The organism is Kitasatospora sp. NPDC048286 (genome assembly GCF_043201735.1).
GTDB lineage: Bacteria > Actinomycetota > Actinomycetes > Streptomycetales > Streptomycetaceae > Kitasatospora.
The window spans coordinates 264390-280263 of sequence record NZ_JBICZE010000012.1 but is presented as its reverse complement, the minus strand read 5'-3'; the positions used below and the strand labels follow the sequence as shown (position 1 = coordinate 280263).

The following is a 15874-nucleotide window of genomic DNA, read 5'->3' as shown; positions in this document are numbered from 1 at the left end:
AGTTTCCTAACTTGATGTCATGTCCGAGACCGAGACTCCACGGCACTCCCGGCGTGACCTCCTCCGAGTCGGAGCGGCGGGCGGAGCGACCCTCGCGACCGGCGGCCTCCTGCTGCCAGGTACCGCCCTCGCCGCCCCGCCCGTCCCCGTCACCACCTGCACGCGCGGTTGGACCAGCTGATCCCGGACACCACCTACTACTACGTCGTGGGCCGCCAGGGCCACGACCCGGCCGGCCAGGGCACCCGCCTCGGCGACGTGGGGAGCTTCCGCACCGCGCCCGCTCCCGGCCGCGGCGCCGGGTTCACCTTCACCGCCTTCGGCGACCAGGGCATCGGCTACAACGCGGCCGCCACCGGCAACCTGATCGCCGGCCTCGACCCCGCCTTCCACCTCCACATGGGCGACCTCTCGTACGCCAACGCCGGTGGCAGCGGCAAGACCGGCGACGCGTACGACGCCCGGCTGTGGGACTCCTTCTTCGTGCAGAACGACCCCGTCGCCTCCCGGACCCCGTGGATGCCGGCGATCGGCAACCACGAGATGGAGCCGTGGTACGGGGCCGACGGCTACGGGGGCATGCGCGCCCGGTTCACGACTCCCGACAACGCCTGGAACCAGTCCACGGGCATCTACTCCTGGCGGTACCAGAACGTCGGCCTGATCAGCCTCGACGGCAACGACGTCTGCTACAACACCCCGGCCAACCTCGACTACACCAAGGGCAAGCAGAAGAAGTGGCTGGAGAGCCGGCTCGCCGCGCTCCGCGCCGACACCGGCATCGACTTCGTCGTCGTCTACCTGCACCAGTGCACCTACTCCACCTGCCACGACAACGGAGCCGAACTCGGCGCGCAGCAGGACTGGGCCCCCTTGTTCGACAAGTACCAGGTGGACCTGGTGCTCAGCGGCCACAACCACGTCTACGAGCGGACCGACCCCATCCGGGCCGGCAAGGCCACCCGCAAGGTCGCCTCCGGTGACACCGTCGACCCGGTGAAGGACGGCACCACCTACGTCGTCGCGGGCGGCGGTGGCGGCGGGCTCTACTCCTTCCCGGCGGCCGACACCTACCTCGGGCACGAGACCGCCAACGACAAGTCCGTCCCGATGGTGGTCTCCGACCGCAGCGGGCACAACCAGACCGTCAAGGTCACCTGGTCCAGGGTCCGCTACACCGGCTACTGCCTGGTCGCGGTCGACGTGACCCCCGCCGTCGCGGGCAGGCCCGCCCGGATGGAGGTGCGCTCCCTCATGGAGGACGGCACGGCGGTGGACCGGGTCACCGTGCAGCGGAGCTGACCGCCGGCCCGGACCGGTTGAGTACTCCTACTCAGGCGGCCGGCGGTGCTACCCGGCGAGCATGGAGGCGTCGCCTCGCCGAAGTCCACGAAGGAACCGCCATGCTCAGCCGGATCGCCGGCACCCTGGTGCCCGTCCTCGGCCGCCTGTCCGTCACCTCCGAGGTGCCGGGCCCGATCGCCCCGGGCAGCATCGTCGTCGCCAACCACAGCTCGCTCGCCGACCCGGGCGTCGTGCTGGCCGCCCTGCGCCGGCTGGGCACCGAACCGGTCGTGATGGCGACCGCCGGGCTGTGGCGGGTGCCGGTGCTCGGCGCGGTGCTGCGGGCCGGCGGGCACATCCCCGTCCACCGCGGGACGGCCCGGGCGGCCACCGCCCTCGACCCGGCCGCCGCGGCGCTCGCGGCCGGCCGGGTCGTCCTGATCTACGGCGAGGGTGGCCTGCCGCGGCGCCGGGACTCCGGCGACACGGCACCGGGCGCCTTCCGCACCGGCCTGGCCCGGCTCGCGGCGGCCGGCGGCGCCCCGGTCGTACCGCTCGGCCAGTGCGGCGCCCGCCGCCTCAGCTCCGGCGGCACCGCCAAACAGCTCGCCGGGTTCGTCACCGCCCCCCTGCGCCGCCCCGCCCTGCACGTCCACCTCGGCACCCCGCTCCACCTGCCCGCCGACATCGCCGACGCCATGGCCGCCGCCCACCGCGCCGTCACCGCCGCCTGGCACACCGCCCAGCAGCGGTGCGGCCGGCGCTGATCCCGGCGCCGGGGCGCCAACTACGCTGGCGGGCATGGACTGGCTCGATCGGGTGGCACGGCTGAGGCGCTGGACGAACAACGGTGTGCGGGCGCCGCACAAGCCGCTGCTGCTGCTCTACGCCCTCGGCAGCCACCAGCAGGACGCGGACGGTGAACTCCGGTACAGCGCCGTCGAGGAGGAGCTGAAGCGGCTGCTGGCGGAGTACGGGCCGTCGCATCCGACGACTCCCGCGTACCCGTTCCACCACCTGGTCAGCGACGGAGTGTGGGAGGTCCGGACCGACCAGGGGGCGGGAAGCCCCGGCAGCGGAGTCGGGATCCTCCGGTCGAGCGGGGCCACCGGCAGGCTCGCGCCCGCCCTTCGGGTGGCACTCGGGCAGGATCCGGCGCTGCTCGGACGGATGGCCAGGGTGTTGCTGGACGCGCACTTCCCGACCTCCCTGCACGCCGATCTCTGCGAGGCGGTCGGCCTCGACCTGGAGCAGGCCGAGGCCGGGACGGTGCGAGGGGCCGAGGCGGCGGCCAGGCGGCAACGGAACCGGCGGATGCGCGAACTGATACTCACCGCTTACGAGTTCCAGTGCGCGTTCTGCGGTTACGACGGTGCCCTCGGGGCGAGCGCGGTGGGACTGGAGGCCGCGCACGTCCGGTGGTGGTCGCACGACGGGCCGGACGAGGCCGACAACGGGCTGTGCCTGTGCTCGCTGCACCACAAGTTGTTCGACAAGGGGGTGTTGGGGCTGGGCGAGGGCCATCGCATCCTCGTCTCCGAACGCTTCGTCGGTCGCAGCGAGGCCAGCCGGCGGCAGGTGCTCGCGCTGTCCGGGCGTCCCGTCATCGGCCCGCAGCCGGGCCGCCCGCCGGTCGCGGACCGGCACCGGGAGTGGCACGCGCGGCAGGTGTTCCACGGCGCGCCGCGCCAACCGGCGGAAGGGCTTGTCGGTGCGGGGTGAGACGGTGGGGAACCCGGGTGCGCCACCCGGGGGACAGGCGACCGGGGAGGCGAATGTGAGCGGGGAACCGTCCATCGACTGGCAGCCGCAGTACCGGGGGAACGGCACGCGCCTCGAAGTCCTGGTGTGCTTCGAGCAGGTCATCAACGAACCGGACGGGGCGAAGCTGACCGCCCTGAGGGAGATGGTCCTGGCGGTCGACCCGCTGCCGGGGGACCTGCACGCGCTGGCGTCCGTCTACCTGCTGACCGGGCAATTCGCCGAGGCGGTACCGCTGTTGGAGGTCGTGGCCGACATGGGGCCGGAGGATCCGGCCGTGCGGTGCGACCTCGCCAGTGCCTACGTCCTGATCGGCAGCGTGGACCGGGCGGCGCGGGAGCTGGAGCGCATCCTCGCGGTCCACCCCGGATGTGTGCCGGCCGAGAGCCAACTCGCCGAGGCCCGGGCATGGTTGGAGTGGCACGAGGCCGGCGTGGGATTCCTGCGGCAGCAGGTCGGCCTGCTCTCCGGGCTGGCCGCCGACGCCACCGCCGGCCCGACCGAGCACCTCGCCCTGGCCAGGGTGCTGTACCAGCTGGCCGCCGTCCCGCGCAGCGGCGTGGACTGGCCGGACGTGGTGAGCGTCCTGGAGCGGGCCCACCACCTCGACCGCGGTCACGAGCAGGTGCTGGAACTCCTGGTGGCGGCGGCGCACAACGCGGGCGTCGAGGGGCCGTGGCGGTCGGCGCTGTTGGAGCTGGAGCGGGTCGCGCCGGGGTCCGAACACCTCGACCACTGGCGCTCGGCGCCGCCCGCGGTCGAGCCGAACCCCGACCGGCTGCTCGCCGTGGCCGCAGACCCGGAGGAGGTGCACGGCGCCGTCCGGGAGCTCCGGGCGCTGTACCGGAGGAGTCCCAACAACCTGGACGCGCTGCGCTGCGTGGTGCAGGCGGAGGTCGGCCTCGGGAACGTGGCCGAGGCGTTGTGGCTGGCCGAGAGCCTGGCCGCCGTCGAGGGGCTCGACTTCTACGGGCACGGCGCCCTGGCGATGGTCTACGGGTTGATTGGGGACGACCGGATGCGGCACCACATCGTCATGGCAATGGAGTTGGCTCCGGAGGAGGAGGAACGGGCCTATTTCCAGGATCAGTTGGACGGCCTGAATGAGGGCTGACGCCGATTGCGAGCAGTGCTGGGAGGGCGTCAGGCGGCTGCGGCCCGGTCCGTCGCGGCGGCGGTCGGCGGGGCGAGCCAGACCAGTCGTGCGGTGATGTCCGGCCGGCGGGAGAAGTGGCGGACGGCTCGCTCGGGGGAGGGGAGGGTCAGTCGCGTCCGCCCGTCGACGCCGATGACGTGCGTCGACCCGGCGGCGTCGGCGAATCCCCAGGCCGCGACCCACCCGTCGGCGTCCGCGAGACCGAGGCTGCACACCTGGACGACGGCGAACAGCCGGGGCGCGGTGTCGAGCACGAGGTCGCAGAGCTCCTGGTCGAAGGACGCGTCGGCCGACGGCAGAGGCGTGACCGGGCTGGAGTTTTGCAGGGGCGCAGCAGCCATGGAATTCTCCTACGTGAAGGGGAGTTGGACGCGGCGCTGCCATCACCACGGGCAGCGATCGGCCCTGACGCAGGATCAAAAATAGCCAGTCGGTAGTATGTAGTCCACCGCTCCTTGGGGATTCATTGCGCCTCCACCCCAACGAGTGAACGGCGCCGGCCACGACCGGCGAGGGAAGGAAGCAGCGGATGCCGCCCAGCAAGATTCCGCCGAGCATCCGGCAGCGGCGACTCGGCGCGGAGCTGCGCCGGCTGCGCGAGCAGGCGGGCCTGTCGGTCACGCGCGCCGGGGAACTACACGGCACGACGCAGTCCCGCATCAGCAATATCGAGTCCGGCGGGTATCCGGTGAGCGCCGATCGAGTTCGGGCCCTGGCGCGTCTCTACGGCTGCGCGGACGAGGCCCTGATCGAGGCGCTGACCCGCATGACCGGCGGCCGCGCGCGGGGCTGGTGGGAGGAGTACCGCGAGATCCTTCCGGCCGGCGCGCTCGACCTGGCAGAAGTCGAGCATCATGCGCGATCGATGCGGATCGCCTCGGTGGTTCACATCCCTGGTCTTCTCCAGACTCCTGAGCATGCTCGCGCGCTCTTTCGGGATGTAGTTCCACCCCTGTCGCCGCCCGAGGTGGAGCACCTTGTTTCTCATCGCATCAAGCGACAATCGGTGCTTTACGGCGAGCAGCCGATGCCGCTGTCGGCGATAGTCCATGAGACCGCCTTGCGCATGGGCTTCGGTGGTCCGGAGGTCGCCCGTGATCAGCTGGATTATCTGCTGACCATGAGCGCGCATCCTCACATCGACCTGCGGGTGATCCCGTTCGGTACCGGCAGCTACCCCAGCTCCGGCGCCGGAATCGTGTACATCCATGCCGAGGTTGCACGGTTGGACACTGTCCAGGTCGATGGGGATCGATTCGAGTTCATTGACGCCGAGCCGCAGCTGATCAAGTATCGAGCCGTGTTGGATCGGCTGGAGGCGACTGCGCTCGAGCCCGAGGCGTCCCGCGACGTCATCCGCTGTATCGCCCGAAGCATGTGAGACGGGGAGACCGTGATCGTTCAGACCTGGCAGAAGTCCTCATTCAGCGGCGACACCGCCAACTGCATCTACGTCGCGGCGGTGCCTGGTGAGGGCGTCAAGCTTCGCGAGAGTGATGACCCGGATGTCGTCATCACCATGCCGCCCGCTGTGCTCGGCGCCCTCCTGTGCGGCGTCAAGGCTGGAGAGTTCGACCAACTGGGAGGGTAGCCAGCTCCCTCACCCGCGGCCGGGAAGGATCCGGCCCAGGTGGTAGTGCAGCACGGCGGTCGCCTCCTCTGGCGTCCGCTGGTTGAGCAGCACGCTGAGGCCGAGGCCGGCGGAGACGGCCAGCAGCACGACGGCCTCCTGGCGGGGGTCCAGGCCGGGGGCGGCGTCCCCGGCCTGTTGGGCCGCCGTCAGCTGGGCGGCCAGGAAGGTCTCCATCTCGTTCGGCGCGGCCAGGAACGGCTGCCCGCCGAGCCCGGGATCGGTGACGGAGAGCACCGCGTACTCGGTGTAGATCAGGTGGAACGCCCGGCTCTCCTCATCGGTCGGCACCGCCTCCAGCAGCACCGTCTCGATGATGCCGCGCGGGTCACCGGCCGCCCCGCTCTCGCGTGCGCGGCGTTGGACGCGCTCGCCCATGCGGGTCGCCAGGCGGGTCATGGCGGCGAGCAGCAACTGTTCCTTGGTGTCGAAGTAGTACTGGACCAGCCGCACCGAGACACCGGCCTCGACCGCCACCGACCGCATGGTGACGGCGTGCAGTCCGCTGCTCGCCGCCGATCGCAGCAGGGCGTCGATGATGTGCGCCCGCCGTTCCTCGTGATCCACCAGCTTCGGCATCAGGTTCCTTCCGGATATTTTTGTGATACAACCGTACCATCATCAAAGGGAGGGCGATCATGACCAGGACCACCGTCGGACACTTCGTCACCGAGTCGGCCCGGGCGAAGTTCCTCGCGGCCTACGACCGGGCGATGGAACTCTGGCCGAGCCCGCGCCAGGAGCTGGACGTCGAGACCGCCTACGGCAGCGTCCACGTCCACCGCTACGGCCCGGCCACCGGCGACCCGATCGTGCTGCTGCACGGCCACGCCGGGCACCCGTCCAACTGGTACCCGCAGATCGCCGCCCTCGGCGAACACCACCCCGTCTACGCGATCGACACCCTGGACGACCCCGGCCGCAGCGTCCAGCGCGCCGTCGCGGCCGGATCGCCGGAGAACGCGGCCTGGCTGGGGGAGGTGCTGGCCGGACTCGCCTTGGAGCGGGTGCACCTGGTCGGAGCCTCGTACGGTGGCTGGCTGGCGCTCAACCAGGCCGTCCACGCCCCCGAGCGGCTGGCCTCCGTCGCGCCGCTCGACCCGGGCGGGATCGAGAAGGTGCCCGCACGCTTCTACGTCCACCTGGTCGCAGGCCTGTTCGGCATGCTCGCCCCGCGCCCGCTGCGTCCGGCGGTCGCCCGGCTGCTGGCCAACCCTGCGCTGAGCGCGCCGCGTGAGATGACCGCGCCGCTGATGCTCGCGCTGCGGAGCTACAAGCCGAGCGGCCGCCCGCCGGTCCGGACGTTCACGGACGAGGAGTTGGCGTCGATCCGGGTGCCGGTACTCGTCCTGGTGGGCAGGCGCAGTGCGCTGCTGCGGCCGCACCGGGTGGTGGAGCGGGTCACCCGGCTGATCCCCGGAGTGCGGGCCGAGATCCTGGAGCGGGCCGGCCACGGGCTCAACCTGGAGCAGCCCGAGACGGTGAACGAGCGGCTGCTGGGCTTCATCGGCGGGGTCGGGCGGGAGCGGCGGGCCGCGTAGCCGGGCGGTGCCCCGAAGGGCCCCGCCACCGGGCGGGGCCCTTCGAAGCGACCTGCGGCGCCGGTGTGTCAGGAGAACAGGCGGGCGTCGTTGTTCGCCGCGCTGTTGAGCGATCCCGCGTACCCCGCCGGGTAGGAGATCCAGAAGCCGTCGCTGATCTGGCTGACGTACACCGTGTGGCCGGTGTTGTTGACGATCGAGGCGGCGTTGCCGTACATCGTCACCCCGTACCCGGAGCCGTTCGCGTAGCGGGCGAACGTGTAGTTGTGCAGGTCGAGGTTCTGGTTCGGCGAGAAGTTGTCGAACGATCCCCAGCCGACTCCAGGCGAGTTGTAGTACAGGCAGACGCTGCCGCTGGGGCACGCCTCCGCCCCGCCCGGGCCCGCCGCATGGGCGCTCCCGGTGGCCATGGCCACCGTGCCCGCCGTCAACGCCGCCACCGCCGCGATCTTGGCCGCGCGCTGTCCGAACTTGATGCGCATTCCGTACTCCCGTCCCAGTCGACAGTGCAGGAAGGCCGGGCAGGCCGGGTCCCTTGTGGACCGTCGCCCCCGAGGCCTCGAACAGGCTGGCACGTCCGCCCCACCGGCGCCACGGTTTCGTGCCGTTCCGGTTGTGCATACATGTGAAGGTGCCGGTCCCGGTCCTGCGGCCCGCGCGACGCCGGCGCGGTTCAGCGGGACAGGGCGTCGAAGGACTGCTCGACGGCCTCGCAGGTGGCCGCCAGGTTGTCCGCGGTGACGGCGGCGGAGACGAACCAGCAGGCCAGGCCGTAGGCGTTGACGTGGACGCCCCGTTTGAGCAGTTCGTGCCGGAAGGCCGCGTAACGGGAGCTGTCGGCGTCGAGGAGGTCCCGGTACCGGGTGGTGGGCGTGGTCCGGTCCGTGAACACCACCTGGAACATGGCTCCGACGCCCTGGACCAGACAGGGCACGCGGCGGTCGTGGGCGGCCCGCCGGATGGCCTCCATGATCCGGCGGCCGGTCGCGTCGATGTGCTCGGTGACCTCCGGACGGCCCAGCTCCCGCAGGGTGGCGAGGGCCGCGGTCGCGCACAGCGGGGAGGAGTTGTAGGTGCCGCCGTGTTTGACGTGGCCTTCGGCGAGGGGTTCCATCACCTCGCGGCGGCCGGCGAAGGCGGCGATGGGCAGGCCGCCGCCCAGCGCCTTGGCGTAGGTGGCGAGGTCGGGGACCACCCCGAAGAGGCTCTGCGCGCCTCCCGGGCCGGTGCGGAATCCGGTGCAGATCTCGTCGAAGATCAGGACGATGCCGCGGTCCGTGCACTCCTGCCGCAGCGTCTCCAGGAAGCCGGGGACCGGCATGGTGCAGGCGTTGTTCGCGACGATCGGTTCGCAGATGACGGCGGCCAGTTCGCCGCGGTGGGCGTCGAGCACGGCCCGCAGGGCGTGCGGGTCGTTCCACGGGCAGACCACCACGTCCGAGACGACCCCGTCCGGGATGCCGGGGGAGTGCGGAACGCGGTTCGGCCGGTCGTAGGGTCCGGCCTCGCTCGCGTCGGGCCGGTTGGAGACCGCCAGGACGTCGGTCCAGCCGTGGTAGTGGCCCTCGAACTTGAGGACCTTGGTGCGTCCGGTGTGGCCACGGGCGGCGCGGACGGCGCCCTGGACGGCCTCGCTGCCGGAGTTGGCGAACCGCACGAGGTCCGCGCACGGGACCGACCGGCAGATGAGTTCCGCGAGTTCGACCTCGGCGGTGTTGCAGGTTCCGAACATGGTGCCGCCGTGCAGCACGGGAGTCAGTGCCTTGGTGAGGACGTCCGGCGCGTGTCCGAGGACGGCGCTGCCGTAGGCGGCGAGGTAGTCGAGGTACTCGTTGCCGTCGACGTCCCGGATCCGCGCGCCGGTGCCGGATGCCATGTAGAGCGGGTAGGGGTGCGGGCCGGTCGACGTGAGCCGGGCCGAGGAGCTGATGCCGCCGGCGAGGGACCGCCGCGCCCGCTCGTGCCACGCGCGGCTTCCGTCCGTCGCGCCCGGCGTGTCGATGTCGCCAATCATGTGCTGCTCCTGGTTCGAGGGTGGGTCGGAGGGGCACGCTCGGATGACGGGCGTGCCCGAGGTGGGCCGCGGGGCGGGAAAGGGGACCCGATGATCGAACGGACGGCGGTCGTGACGGGAGCGGGCAGCGGCATCGGGCGGGCCAGTGCGCTGGGCCTGCTGGCCGACGGCTGGACGGTGGTGCTCGTCGGTCGCCGGATCGAGTCGCTGGAGAAGACCGCAGCCCTCGCACCGGCCGATCTGCGCGACCGTGCCGTTCCCGTGCCCGCCGACATCACGGACCCCGCTGCGGTGGACGCCCTGTTCGGTGAGGTGGCGGACCGCTTCGGCCGGCTCGACCTGCTGTTCAACAACGCCGCCGACACCATGCCGTACGTCCCGGTCGAGGAGGTGGACGTGGCGGACTGGCACCGTGTCATGGAGTCGATCGCCACCGGCACCTTCCTGTGCTCCCAGGCCGCGTTCCGGCTGATGATGCGGCAGGAGCCGCGCGGGGGGCGGATCATCAACAACGGCGCCCCGTCCTCCCAGGCGCCCCGCCCGGACTCGATCGCATTCACCGCGGCCAAGCACGCGGTGGCCGGAATGACCCGCTCGCTGTCCCTCGACGGCCGGCGCTACGACATCTCCTGCGGGCAGATCGACATCGGCAACGTGACTCCCGAGGACCGGCCCCAGCCGGCGGTGCGGCAGGCGGACGGGTCACTGCGGGTGGAGCCGACCATGGACGTGCGGCACGTCGTGGACATGGTCCGGGCCATGGCCGCCCTCCCGCTCGGGGTGAACATCCAGTCGGTCCTGGTGATGCCGAGCTCCATGCCGTACGTCGGCCGCGGGTGACGGCTTCCCGTCGTGGCGCGGGACGGGAGGCACTCGCACCCGCACGTCGGCGGCCTGCAGGTCGGCGGCCTGGACCTCGATCACGGGCTGGACCACTCCTCGCGTTCACTCGGGCGACGCACCGCGGATACCACGGCGCAGGTGTGTGTCTGTCCAGCTGTCGAACGCGTCATGTCTGCCCGGGTGGCACCTGGCCGGAAACGGCCGTTCGTTCAGGCGGCGGAGCGCAGCGCGGTGGCCGCCCTCGCCTCGTCGTAGCGCCGCAGCACCAGGCGGGCGACGGCCGGGTGGGCGCCCAGTGGGGCGCTGGTCCAGGCGGCGGGAGCGGTGGCGGCGCGGCGGGCGAAGAAGCCGGGGGAGAGCAGGTAGGTGGCGAGGGCGACCTCGGGGTGGCCGGCGGCCTGCAGCTCGGCGACCGCCTGGTGCGGGGTGGGGGCGGCGGCCGAGAGGTGGGCGGGGGTGACCGTCCGTCCGAGGCGGGCGGCCAGCAGGGACGCCATCCGGGCGGTGTCGGCGAGGGCGGTGGGGTCGGAGGAGCCGGCGCCGGCCAGTACCACGGCGGCGTGCGGCGGGGCACCGGCCTCGGTGAGGCGGTCCGCGAGGGCCTCGGCGAGCAGCGGGTGCGGGCCGAGCGCGCGGGCGAGGTGGGATTCCGGGAGGCCGGCGGTGGCGAGTGCGGCGGGGAGGTCGACCCGCAGGTGGTAGCCGGTGCCGAGGAGGAGCGGCACCAGCACCGGTCGCCGGTCGGCGAATCGGGCGAGCGCCTGGCTGAGCGACGGGCGGGCGAGGTCCAGGAAGCAGCAGCGGACGGTCAGTTCGGGCCGCAGCAGGCGAACCGCCTTCACCAGGGCGCGAGTCGACGTGCTCGCCGCCTCGTCGCGACTCCCGTGCGCGAGGGCGAGCAGCATCAGCCCGCCGCCAGTCGGTAGCCGCGCTTGGGGACGGTCCTGATCAGTGCCGCGTGCGGCCCGAGCGCCGTCCGCAGCCGGCCGACCGCCGCCTCCACCGCGTGTTCGTCGGCGCTCGCGTCCGGCCAGGCGGCGCGCAGGAGTTCGGCGCGGCTGAGCACCCGGCCGGGTTGTTCGGCGAGTGCCCGTAGGACGGCGGCGCCGAGCGGACTGAGCCAGTGGCTCTCCCCGTCCACCACGGCGGCGTTTCCCTGGATCGTCAACGTCCCCAACGGTGACGGGACTTCGTGCCGGGAGCGGCCCGGCAGGGTGTCCTCCAGCAGTCGGACCAGGGTGCCGAGCCGGCCGCGTTCCGGGTAGCGGGCGGGCAGGCCGAGTTCGGTGAGCGGGCGGGCGCAGAGCGCGCCGACGCAGACCGCCAGGACGTCCCCGCGCAGGGCGTCGAGCAGTGCCTCGCGCAGGCCCTCGCTCTCCGCCGCGGCGAGCAGGGCGCTGATCGCGGGGGCGCTGGTGAAGGTGAGCGCGTGCACGTGGCGCCGTACGGTCTGGTCGAGCAGCCGGTGCACCGCCCCCCGGTCCTCCGGCGGTGCCCAGCGGTACACCGGGACGGAGATCACCTCGGCGCCGCGCTCGCGCAGCGCCGCCGCGAAGGCGTCCAGCCGGACCCCGTGCTCCTGGACGGCGATCCGCCGCCCGGCCAGCGGGCGGGCGAGCAGCCAGGCGAGCAGTCCGTCGGTGGTCTCGGTGGTGGGGGACCAGCCCTCGTCCAGTCCGCTGGCCCGGACCGCCCCGGTCGCCTTGGGGCCGCGGCTGAGCATCAGCGCGCCCCGGCAGGCCTCGGTGAGGGCGGCGCCCCGGCCCCAGCCCTCGGCGGCGCTCATCCAGCCGCGCCAGCCGACGCCGGTGGTGGCCACCACGTAGTCGAGCGGGGCGGCCAGGCAGCGGTCGGTGGCCTCGCGCAGGGCGTGGTCGTCGGCGAGCGGTAGGATCCGCAGCGTCGGTGCCTCGATGACCTGGGCGCCGCGTCGGGTGAGCAGAGCGGTCAGCTCCTCCCTGCGGCGCGCGGCGGTGACGCCGACGGTGTAGCCGGTCAGCGGCCCTGCGCCGGTGAGCGGCCGTGCTGGTGGAACGGTTGCCATGCCGGTCAGCCTCCGCCCAGCCTGTTACGGGAGTATTTCCCGGCCGTCACCCGCGGGTTAGCGAAACTGCCGTTGCGGTTACGCCGGATGTCCGACCGCGCACTTCACGGTACGGGCGGCGTGAGCGAGGTGTACCGCGCACGCAACATCGCCGACTCCGTCGCGAAACAGTGGGCCGCGAAGGTCCGTACATGACACCAACCGCTCTCGCGGCCGCCACCGACACGCACTGCCCCTACTGCTCCCTGCAGTGCGGGATGCGGCTTGTGCCGGGCACGGACCGGCCGGCCGAGGTGCTGGAGCGCCCGGACTTCCCGGTGAACCGCGGTGCCCTGTGCGGCAAGGGCCGCTCGGCGCCCGCGCTGCTCGCCCGGAACGTCCGGCTGACCGGCCCACTGCTGCGCGACCGCCCCGGCGGGCCGCTGCGCGCGGCCGACTGGCCGGAGGCACTGGACCGGGTGGCCACCGGGATGGCCCGGACGCGGGCGCGGCACGGGCCGGACGCGGTCGGCGTGTTCGGCGGCGGCGGGCTCACCAACGAGAAGGCCTACCTGCTGGGCAAGTTCGCCCGGGTCGTGCTGGGCACCGCCAACATCGACTACAACGGCCGGTTCTGCATGTCCTCGGCCGCCGCCGCGCACCGCCGGGCCTTCGGCCTGGACCGCGGACTGCCCTTCCCGCTCGCCGACATCCCGCACACCGGCTGCCTGATCCTGGTCGGCGGCAACCCGGCCGAGACGATGCCGCCCGCCGTCCGCTACTTCCGCGAACTGCGGGAGAACGGCGGTAAGTTGATCGTCGTGGACCCACGTCGCACCCGCACCGCCGAGCTGGCCGACCTGCACCTCCAGCCCCGCCCCGGCGGGGACCTGGCGCTCGCCCTCGGCCTGCTCCACCTGGTGATCGCCGACGGACTGGTCGACCAGGAGTTCGTCGCGCGGCGCACCTCGGGCTTCGAACAGGCGCGCGCGGCGGCGATGGCCCACTGGCCCGACCGGGTGGAGCGGATCACCGGCGTCCCCGTCCACCAACTACGGGAAGTGGCGGCGATGTTCGGCCGGGCGGCCACCGGCATGGTGCTCACCGCGCGCGGCCCGGAGCAGCAGAGCAAGGGCACCGACACCGTCGGCGCCTGGATCGACCTGTGCCTGGCCACCGGCAAGGCCGGCCGCCCCTACAGCGGTTACGGCTGCCTGACCGGCCAGGGCAACGGCCAGGGCGGACGCGAGCACGGCCAGAAGGCCGACCAACTGCCCGGCTACCGCTCGATCGAGGACCCGGTGGCACGCGAACACGTCGCCGCCGTCTGGGGCGTGGCGCCCGAGAGCCTCCCCGGCCCCGGCCGGTCCGCGTACGAGCTGCTGGACGGCCTCGGCCGCCCCGACGGCGTCCGGGCGCTGCTGCTGGCCGGCTCCAACCCGGCGGTTTCCGCGCCGAACGCCAATCACGTCACCGAACGGCTGCGCGCGCTGGACCTGCTGGTGGTCGCCGACGTGGTGCTCTCCGAGACCGCGCGGCTCGCCGACGTCGTGCTGCCGGTCACCCAGTGGGCCGAGGAGGACGGCACCACCACCAACCTGGAGGGCCGGGTGATCCTGCGCCGCCGCGCCCTCGACCCGCCGCCGGGCGTCCGCAGCGAGCTGTGGGTGCTGGGCGAACTGGCCGCCAGGCTGGGCGTGTCCACGGGATTCCCCGCCGGGGCCGAGCAGGTCTTCGAGGAACTGCGCCGGGCCTCGGCCGGCGGCGACGCCGACTACGCGGGCATCGGCTACGAGCGGATCGCCGCCGAGGACGGGGTGTTCTGGCCCTGCCCGACACCGGACCACCCGGGCACGCCCCGGCTGTTCCTCGACCGCTTCGCCACCCCCGACGGCCGGGCCCGGTTCGCCGCCGTCACCCACCGCCCGGCCGGCGAGGAGCCGGACGGCGACTACCCGCTGTACCTGACCACCGGCCGGGTGCTCGCCCAGTACCAGAGCGGCGCGCAGACCCGCCGGGTCGCCGAGCTGAACGCGGCCGCACCCGGACCGTACGTCGAACTGCACCCGAGGCTCGCCGGGCGGCTCGGGATCGCCGACGGCGAGCCGGTGGCCGTCACCAGCCGGCGCGGCCGGGCCGTCGCCCCGGCCAGGGTCACCGACGCGATCCGGCCGGACACCGTCTTCATGCCGTTCCACTGGGCGGGCGCCGGGCGGGCCAACAGTCTCACCAACCCGGCGCTCGACCCGGTCTCCGGGATGCCGGAGTTCAAGCTGTGCGCGGTCCGGGTGGAGCCGGTGGGGGTGGGGCTCGTCGGGTCGGAGCCCCTCGGGTCGGAGCCCCTCGGGTCCGAGGTCGCGAAGCCGGAGCCGGATCGGTGAGGGGCCGCGGGACGACCCCGAGGATCGCCGTGGTCGGCGGCGGCATGGCGGCCGCCCGCTTCGCCGAGCGGTACGGCGCCCTCGGCGGGCCGGGCGAGGTCACGGTGTACGGGGCCGAACCACGCGCCCCCTACAACCGGGTGCTGCTCACCGAGGTGCTGGCCGGGCGCTACGACGCCGAGTCGATCGCGCTGCCGCTCGGCGGGGCCGAGGTCAGACCGGGGTGCGAGGTGGTCGCGCTGGACCCCGCGGCGAGGAAGCTGTGGCTGGCCGACGGGGCCGCCGAACCCTGGGACGAGCTGGTGCTGGCCACCGGCGCCGGCCCGGTGCTACCGCCGGTGCGCGGACTGCGCGGGCCCGACGGCTCCGGCCTGGTCGAGGGCGTGCACACGCTGCGCACCCTGGACGACTGCGTCCGGCTGGCCGAGGAGGCCGTCGACGCGCGACACGCGGTGGTGATCGGCGGCGGGGTGCTCGGCGTGAGCGCCGCCGGGGCGCTCGCCGCGCTCGGCACGCTGGTCGAAATCATCCACCAGGCCTCATATCTGATCGAGCGCCAGCTGGATGCGGGAGCGTCCGGCGTGCTGCGGGAGCGGCTGCGGGCGGTCGGCGTCGACTGTCACACCGGCCACCGCGTCCGGGCCGTGCACGGCGGCGCCCGGGTCGAGGCCGTCGAACTGGCCGACGGCCGCCGGATCGACTGCGACCTCGTGGTGCTCGCCTGCGGCGCCCGCCCGCACACCGAACTCGCACGGACCGCCGGACTGCCCGCCGCCACCGGCGTACTGGTCGACGACGGGCTGACCGCGGCCCCGAACGTGCACGCGATCGGCGACTGCGCCGAACACCGCGGCACCGTCCACGGCCTGGCCGGCCCCGCCTGGGAACAGGCCGACGTGCTCGCCCGTCGGCTCTCCGGCGCCGAACCGGACGCCCGCTACCCCGGCACCGGCCCGCGCGCCCGGCTCAGCACCGGCGGTCTGGACTACGCGGCCTTCGGCACTGTGGACGAGACCCGCGAGCCCGGCCTCCACGCGCTGCTGCTCACCGACGCCACCCGCGGCAGCTACAAGAAGCTCGTCCTGCGCGGCGACCGCCTGGTCGGCGCCATCCTGCTCGGCGACCTGGCCGCCGTGGACGCGGTGGCCGGCGCCTTCGCCGACGGCGGTGCGATCGCCGGCCACCCCCTGCACCTGCTCACCGGAGGAACCGCCATGACTGGAGACGTGCGTTGACCACTG

The 15874-nt window shown here is 73.3% G+C and carries 17 protein-coding genes; 11 read left to right on the top strand and 6 right to left on the bottom strand.

What is annotated here, in order from left to right:
* Positions 1–19: 19 nt before the first annotated feature.
* From ACGF13_RS28225 to ACGF13_RS28205, 5 genes are all read left to right on the top strand, one after another.
* The gene (locus tag ACGF13_RS28225) at positions 20–181 is read left to right on the top strand and encodes a twin-arginine translocation signal domain-containing protein (RefSeq protein WP_392880226.1); all 162 of its coding nucleotides are present in this window, start codon (positions 20–22) and stop codon (positions 179–181) included.
* Positions 169–1302, top strand: a complete 1134-nt coding sequence (locus ACGF13_RS28220; RefSeq protein WP_392880223.1) for a metallophosphoesterase — start codon at positions 169–171, stop codon at positions 1300–1302. The genes ACGF13_RS28225 and ACGF13_RS28220 overlap by 13 nt, the downstream gene beginning before the upstream one ends.
* Positions 1303–1403: 101 nt before the next feature.
* On the top strand, positions 1404–2051 hold the full coding sequence (locus ACGF13_RS28215) for a lysophospholipid acyltransferase family protein (protein ID WP_392880220.1): 648 nt from the start codon (positions 1404–1406) through the stop codon (positions 2049–2051).
* 34 nt (positions 2052–2085) lie between these two features.
* Positions 2086–3006 carry a phosphorothioated DNA-binding restriction endonuclease gene (locus tag ACGF13_RS28210; protein WP_392880218.1) on the top strand — a complete coding sequence of 307 codons (921 nt, stop codon included), beginning with the start codon at positions 2086–2088 and terminating at the stop codon, positions 3004–3006.
* Positions 3007–3061: 55 nt separating this feature from the next.
* Positions 3062–4159, top strand: a complete 1098-nt coding sequence (locus ACGF13_RS28205) for a tetratricopeptide repeat protein (RefSeq protein WP_392880216.1) — start codon at positions 3062–3064, stop codon at positions 4157–4159.
* A 29-nt stretch (positions 4160–4188) separates the two neighbouring features.
* On the opposite strand, the gene ACGF13_RS28200 is transcribed toward ACGF13_RS28205, so the two are convergent.
* Positions 4189–4542 carry a hypothetical protein gene (locus ACGF13_RS28200; protein WP_392880213.1) on the bottom strand — a complete coding sequence of 118 codons (354 nt, stop codon included), beginning with the start codon at positions 4540–4542 and terminating at the stop codon, positions 4189–4191.
* Between the two features lie 188 nt (positions 4543–4730).
* Here ACGF13_RS28200 and ACGF13_RS28195 point away from each other — a divergent pair, with 188 nt between their 5' ends.
* Both ACGF13_RS28195 and ACGF13_RS28190 read left to right on the top strand, forming a co-directional pair.
* Entirely contained in the window at positions 4731–5582 is an 852-nt protein-coding gene (locus ACGF13_RS28195; RefSeq protein ID WP_392880211.1) for a helix-turn-helix domain-containing protein, read from the top strand.
* 12 nt (positions 5583–5594) lie between these two features.
* Entirely contained in the window at positions 5595–5792 is a 198-nt protein-coding gene (locus tag ACGF13_RS28190) for a DUF397 domain-containing protein (protein WP_392880208.1), read from the top strand.
* A gap of 9 nt (positions 5793–5801) precedes the next feature.
* Here ACGF13_RS28190 and ACGF13_RS28185 read toward each other — a convergent pair whose 3' ends face one another.
* Entirely contained in the window at positions 5802–6410 is a 609-nt protein-coding gene (locus ACGF13_RS28185) for a TetR/AcrR family transcriptional regulator (RefSeq protein ID WP_392880206.1), read from the bottom strand.
* A 59-nt stretch (positions 6411–6469) separates the two neighbouring features.
* On the opposite strand from ACGF13_RS28185, the gene ACGF13_RS28180 reads away from it, so the two are divergent.
* Positions 6470–7372 (top strand): alpha/beta fold hydrolase, encoded by a 903-nt coding sequence (locus tag ACGF13_RS28180; RefSeq protein ID WP_392880203.1) that lies wholly within the window; start codon positions 6470–6472, stop codon positions 7370–7372.
* Positions 7373–7440: 68 nt separating this feature from the next.
* Here ACGF13_RS28180 and ACGF13_RS28175 read toward each other — a convergent pair whose 3' ends face one another.
* Both ACGF13_RS28175 and ACGF13_RS28170 read right to left on the bottom strand, forming a co-directional pair.
* On the bottom strand, positions 7441–7854 hold the full coding sequence (locus ACGF13_RS28175) for a peptidase inhibitor family I36 protein (RefSeq protein ID WP_392880200.1): 414 nt from the start codon (positions 7852–7854) through the stop codon (positions 7441–7443).
* A gap of 191 nt (positions 7855–8045) precedes the next feature.
* Positions 8046–9386, bottom strand: a complete 1341-nt coding sequence (locus tag ACGF13_RS28170) for an aspartate aminotransferase family protein (RefSeq protein WP_392880197.1) — start codon at positions 9384–9386, stop codon at positions 8046–8048.
* Between the two features lie 90 nt (positions 9387–9476).
* On the opposite strand from ACGF13_RS28170, the gene ACGF13_RS28165 reads away from it, so the two are divergent.
* The gene (locus tag ACGF13_RS28165) at positions 9477–10226 is read left to right on the top strand and encodes an SDR family oxidoreductase (protein WP_392880194.1); all 750 of its coding nucleotides are present in this window, start codon (positions 9477–9479) and stop codon (positions 10224–10226) included.
* A gap of 212 nt (positions 10227–10438) precedes the next feature.
* Here the strand turns inward: ACGF13_RS28165 and ACGF13_RS28160 are convergent, their stop codons facing one another.
* Together ACGF13_RS28160 and ACGF13_RS28155 are read right to left on the bottom strand one after the other, a co-directional pair.
* Entirely contained in the window at positions 10439–11134 is a 696-nt protein-coding gene (locus tag ACGF13_RS28160; protein ID WP_392880191.1) for a sirohydrochlorin chelatase, read from the bottom strand.
* Complete coding sequence (locus ACGF13_RS28155; RefSeq protein WP_392880189.1) at positions 11134–12273, bottom strand: uroporphyrinogen-III synthase; 1140 nt, start codon at positions 12271–12273, stop codon at positions 11134–11136. The genes ACGF13_RS28160 and ACGF13_RS28155 overlap by 1 nt, the downstream gene beginning before the upstream one ends.
* A gap of 191 nt (positions 12274–12464) precedes the next feature.
* Between ACGF13_RS28155 and ACGF13_RS28150 the strand changes: the two genes are divergently transcribed.
* Positions 12465–14633, top strand: a complete 2169-nt coding sequence (locus ACGF13_RS28150; RefSeq protein ID WP_392880186.1) for a molybdopterin oxidoreductase family protein — start codon at positions 12465–12467, stop codon at positions 14631–14633.
* The gene (locus ACGF13_RS28145) at positions 14630–15868 is read left to right on the top strand and encodes an NAD(P)/FAD-dependent oxidoreductase (RefSeq protein ID WP_392880184.1); all 1239 of its coding nucleotides are present in this window, start codon (positions 14630–14632) and stop codon (positions 15866–15868) included. Before ACGF13_RS28150 ends, ACGF13_RS28145 begins: the two co-directional genes overlap by 4 nt.
* Positions 15869–15874 lie beyond the last annotated feature (6 nt).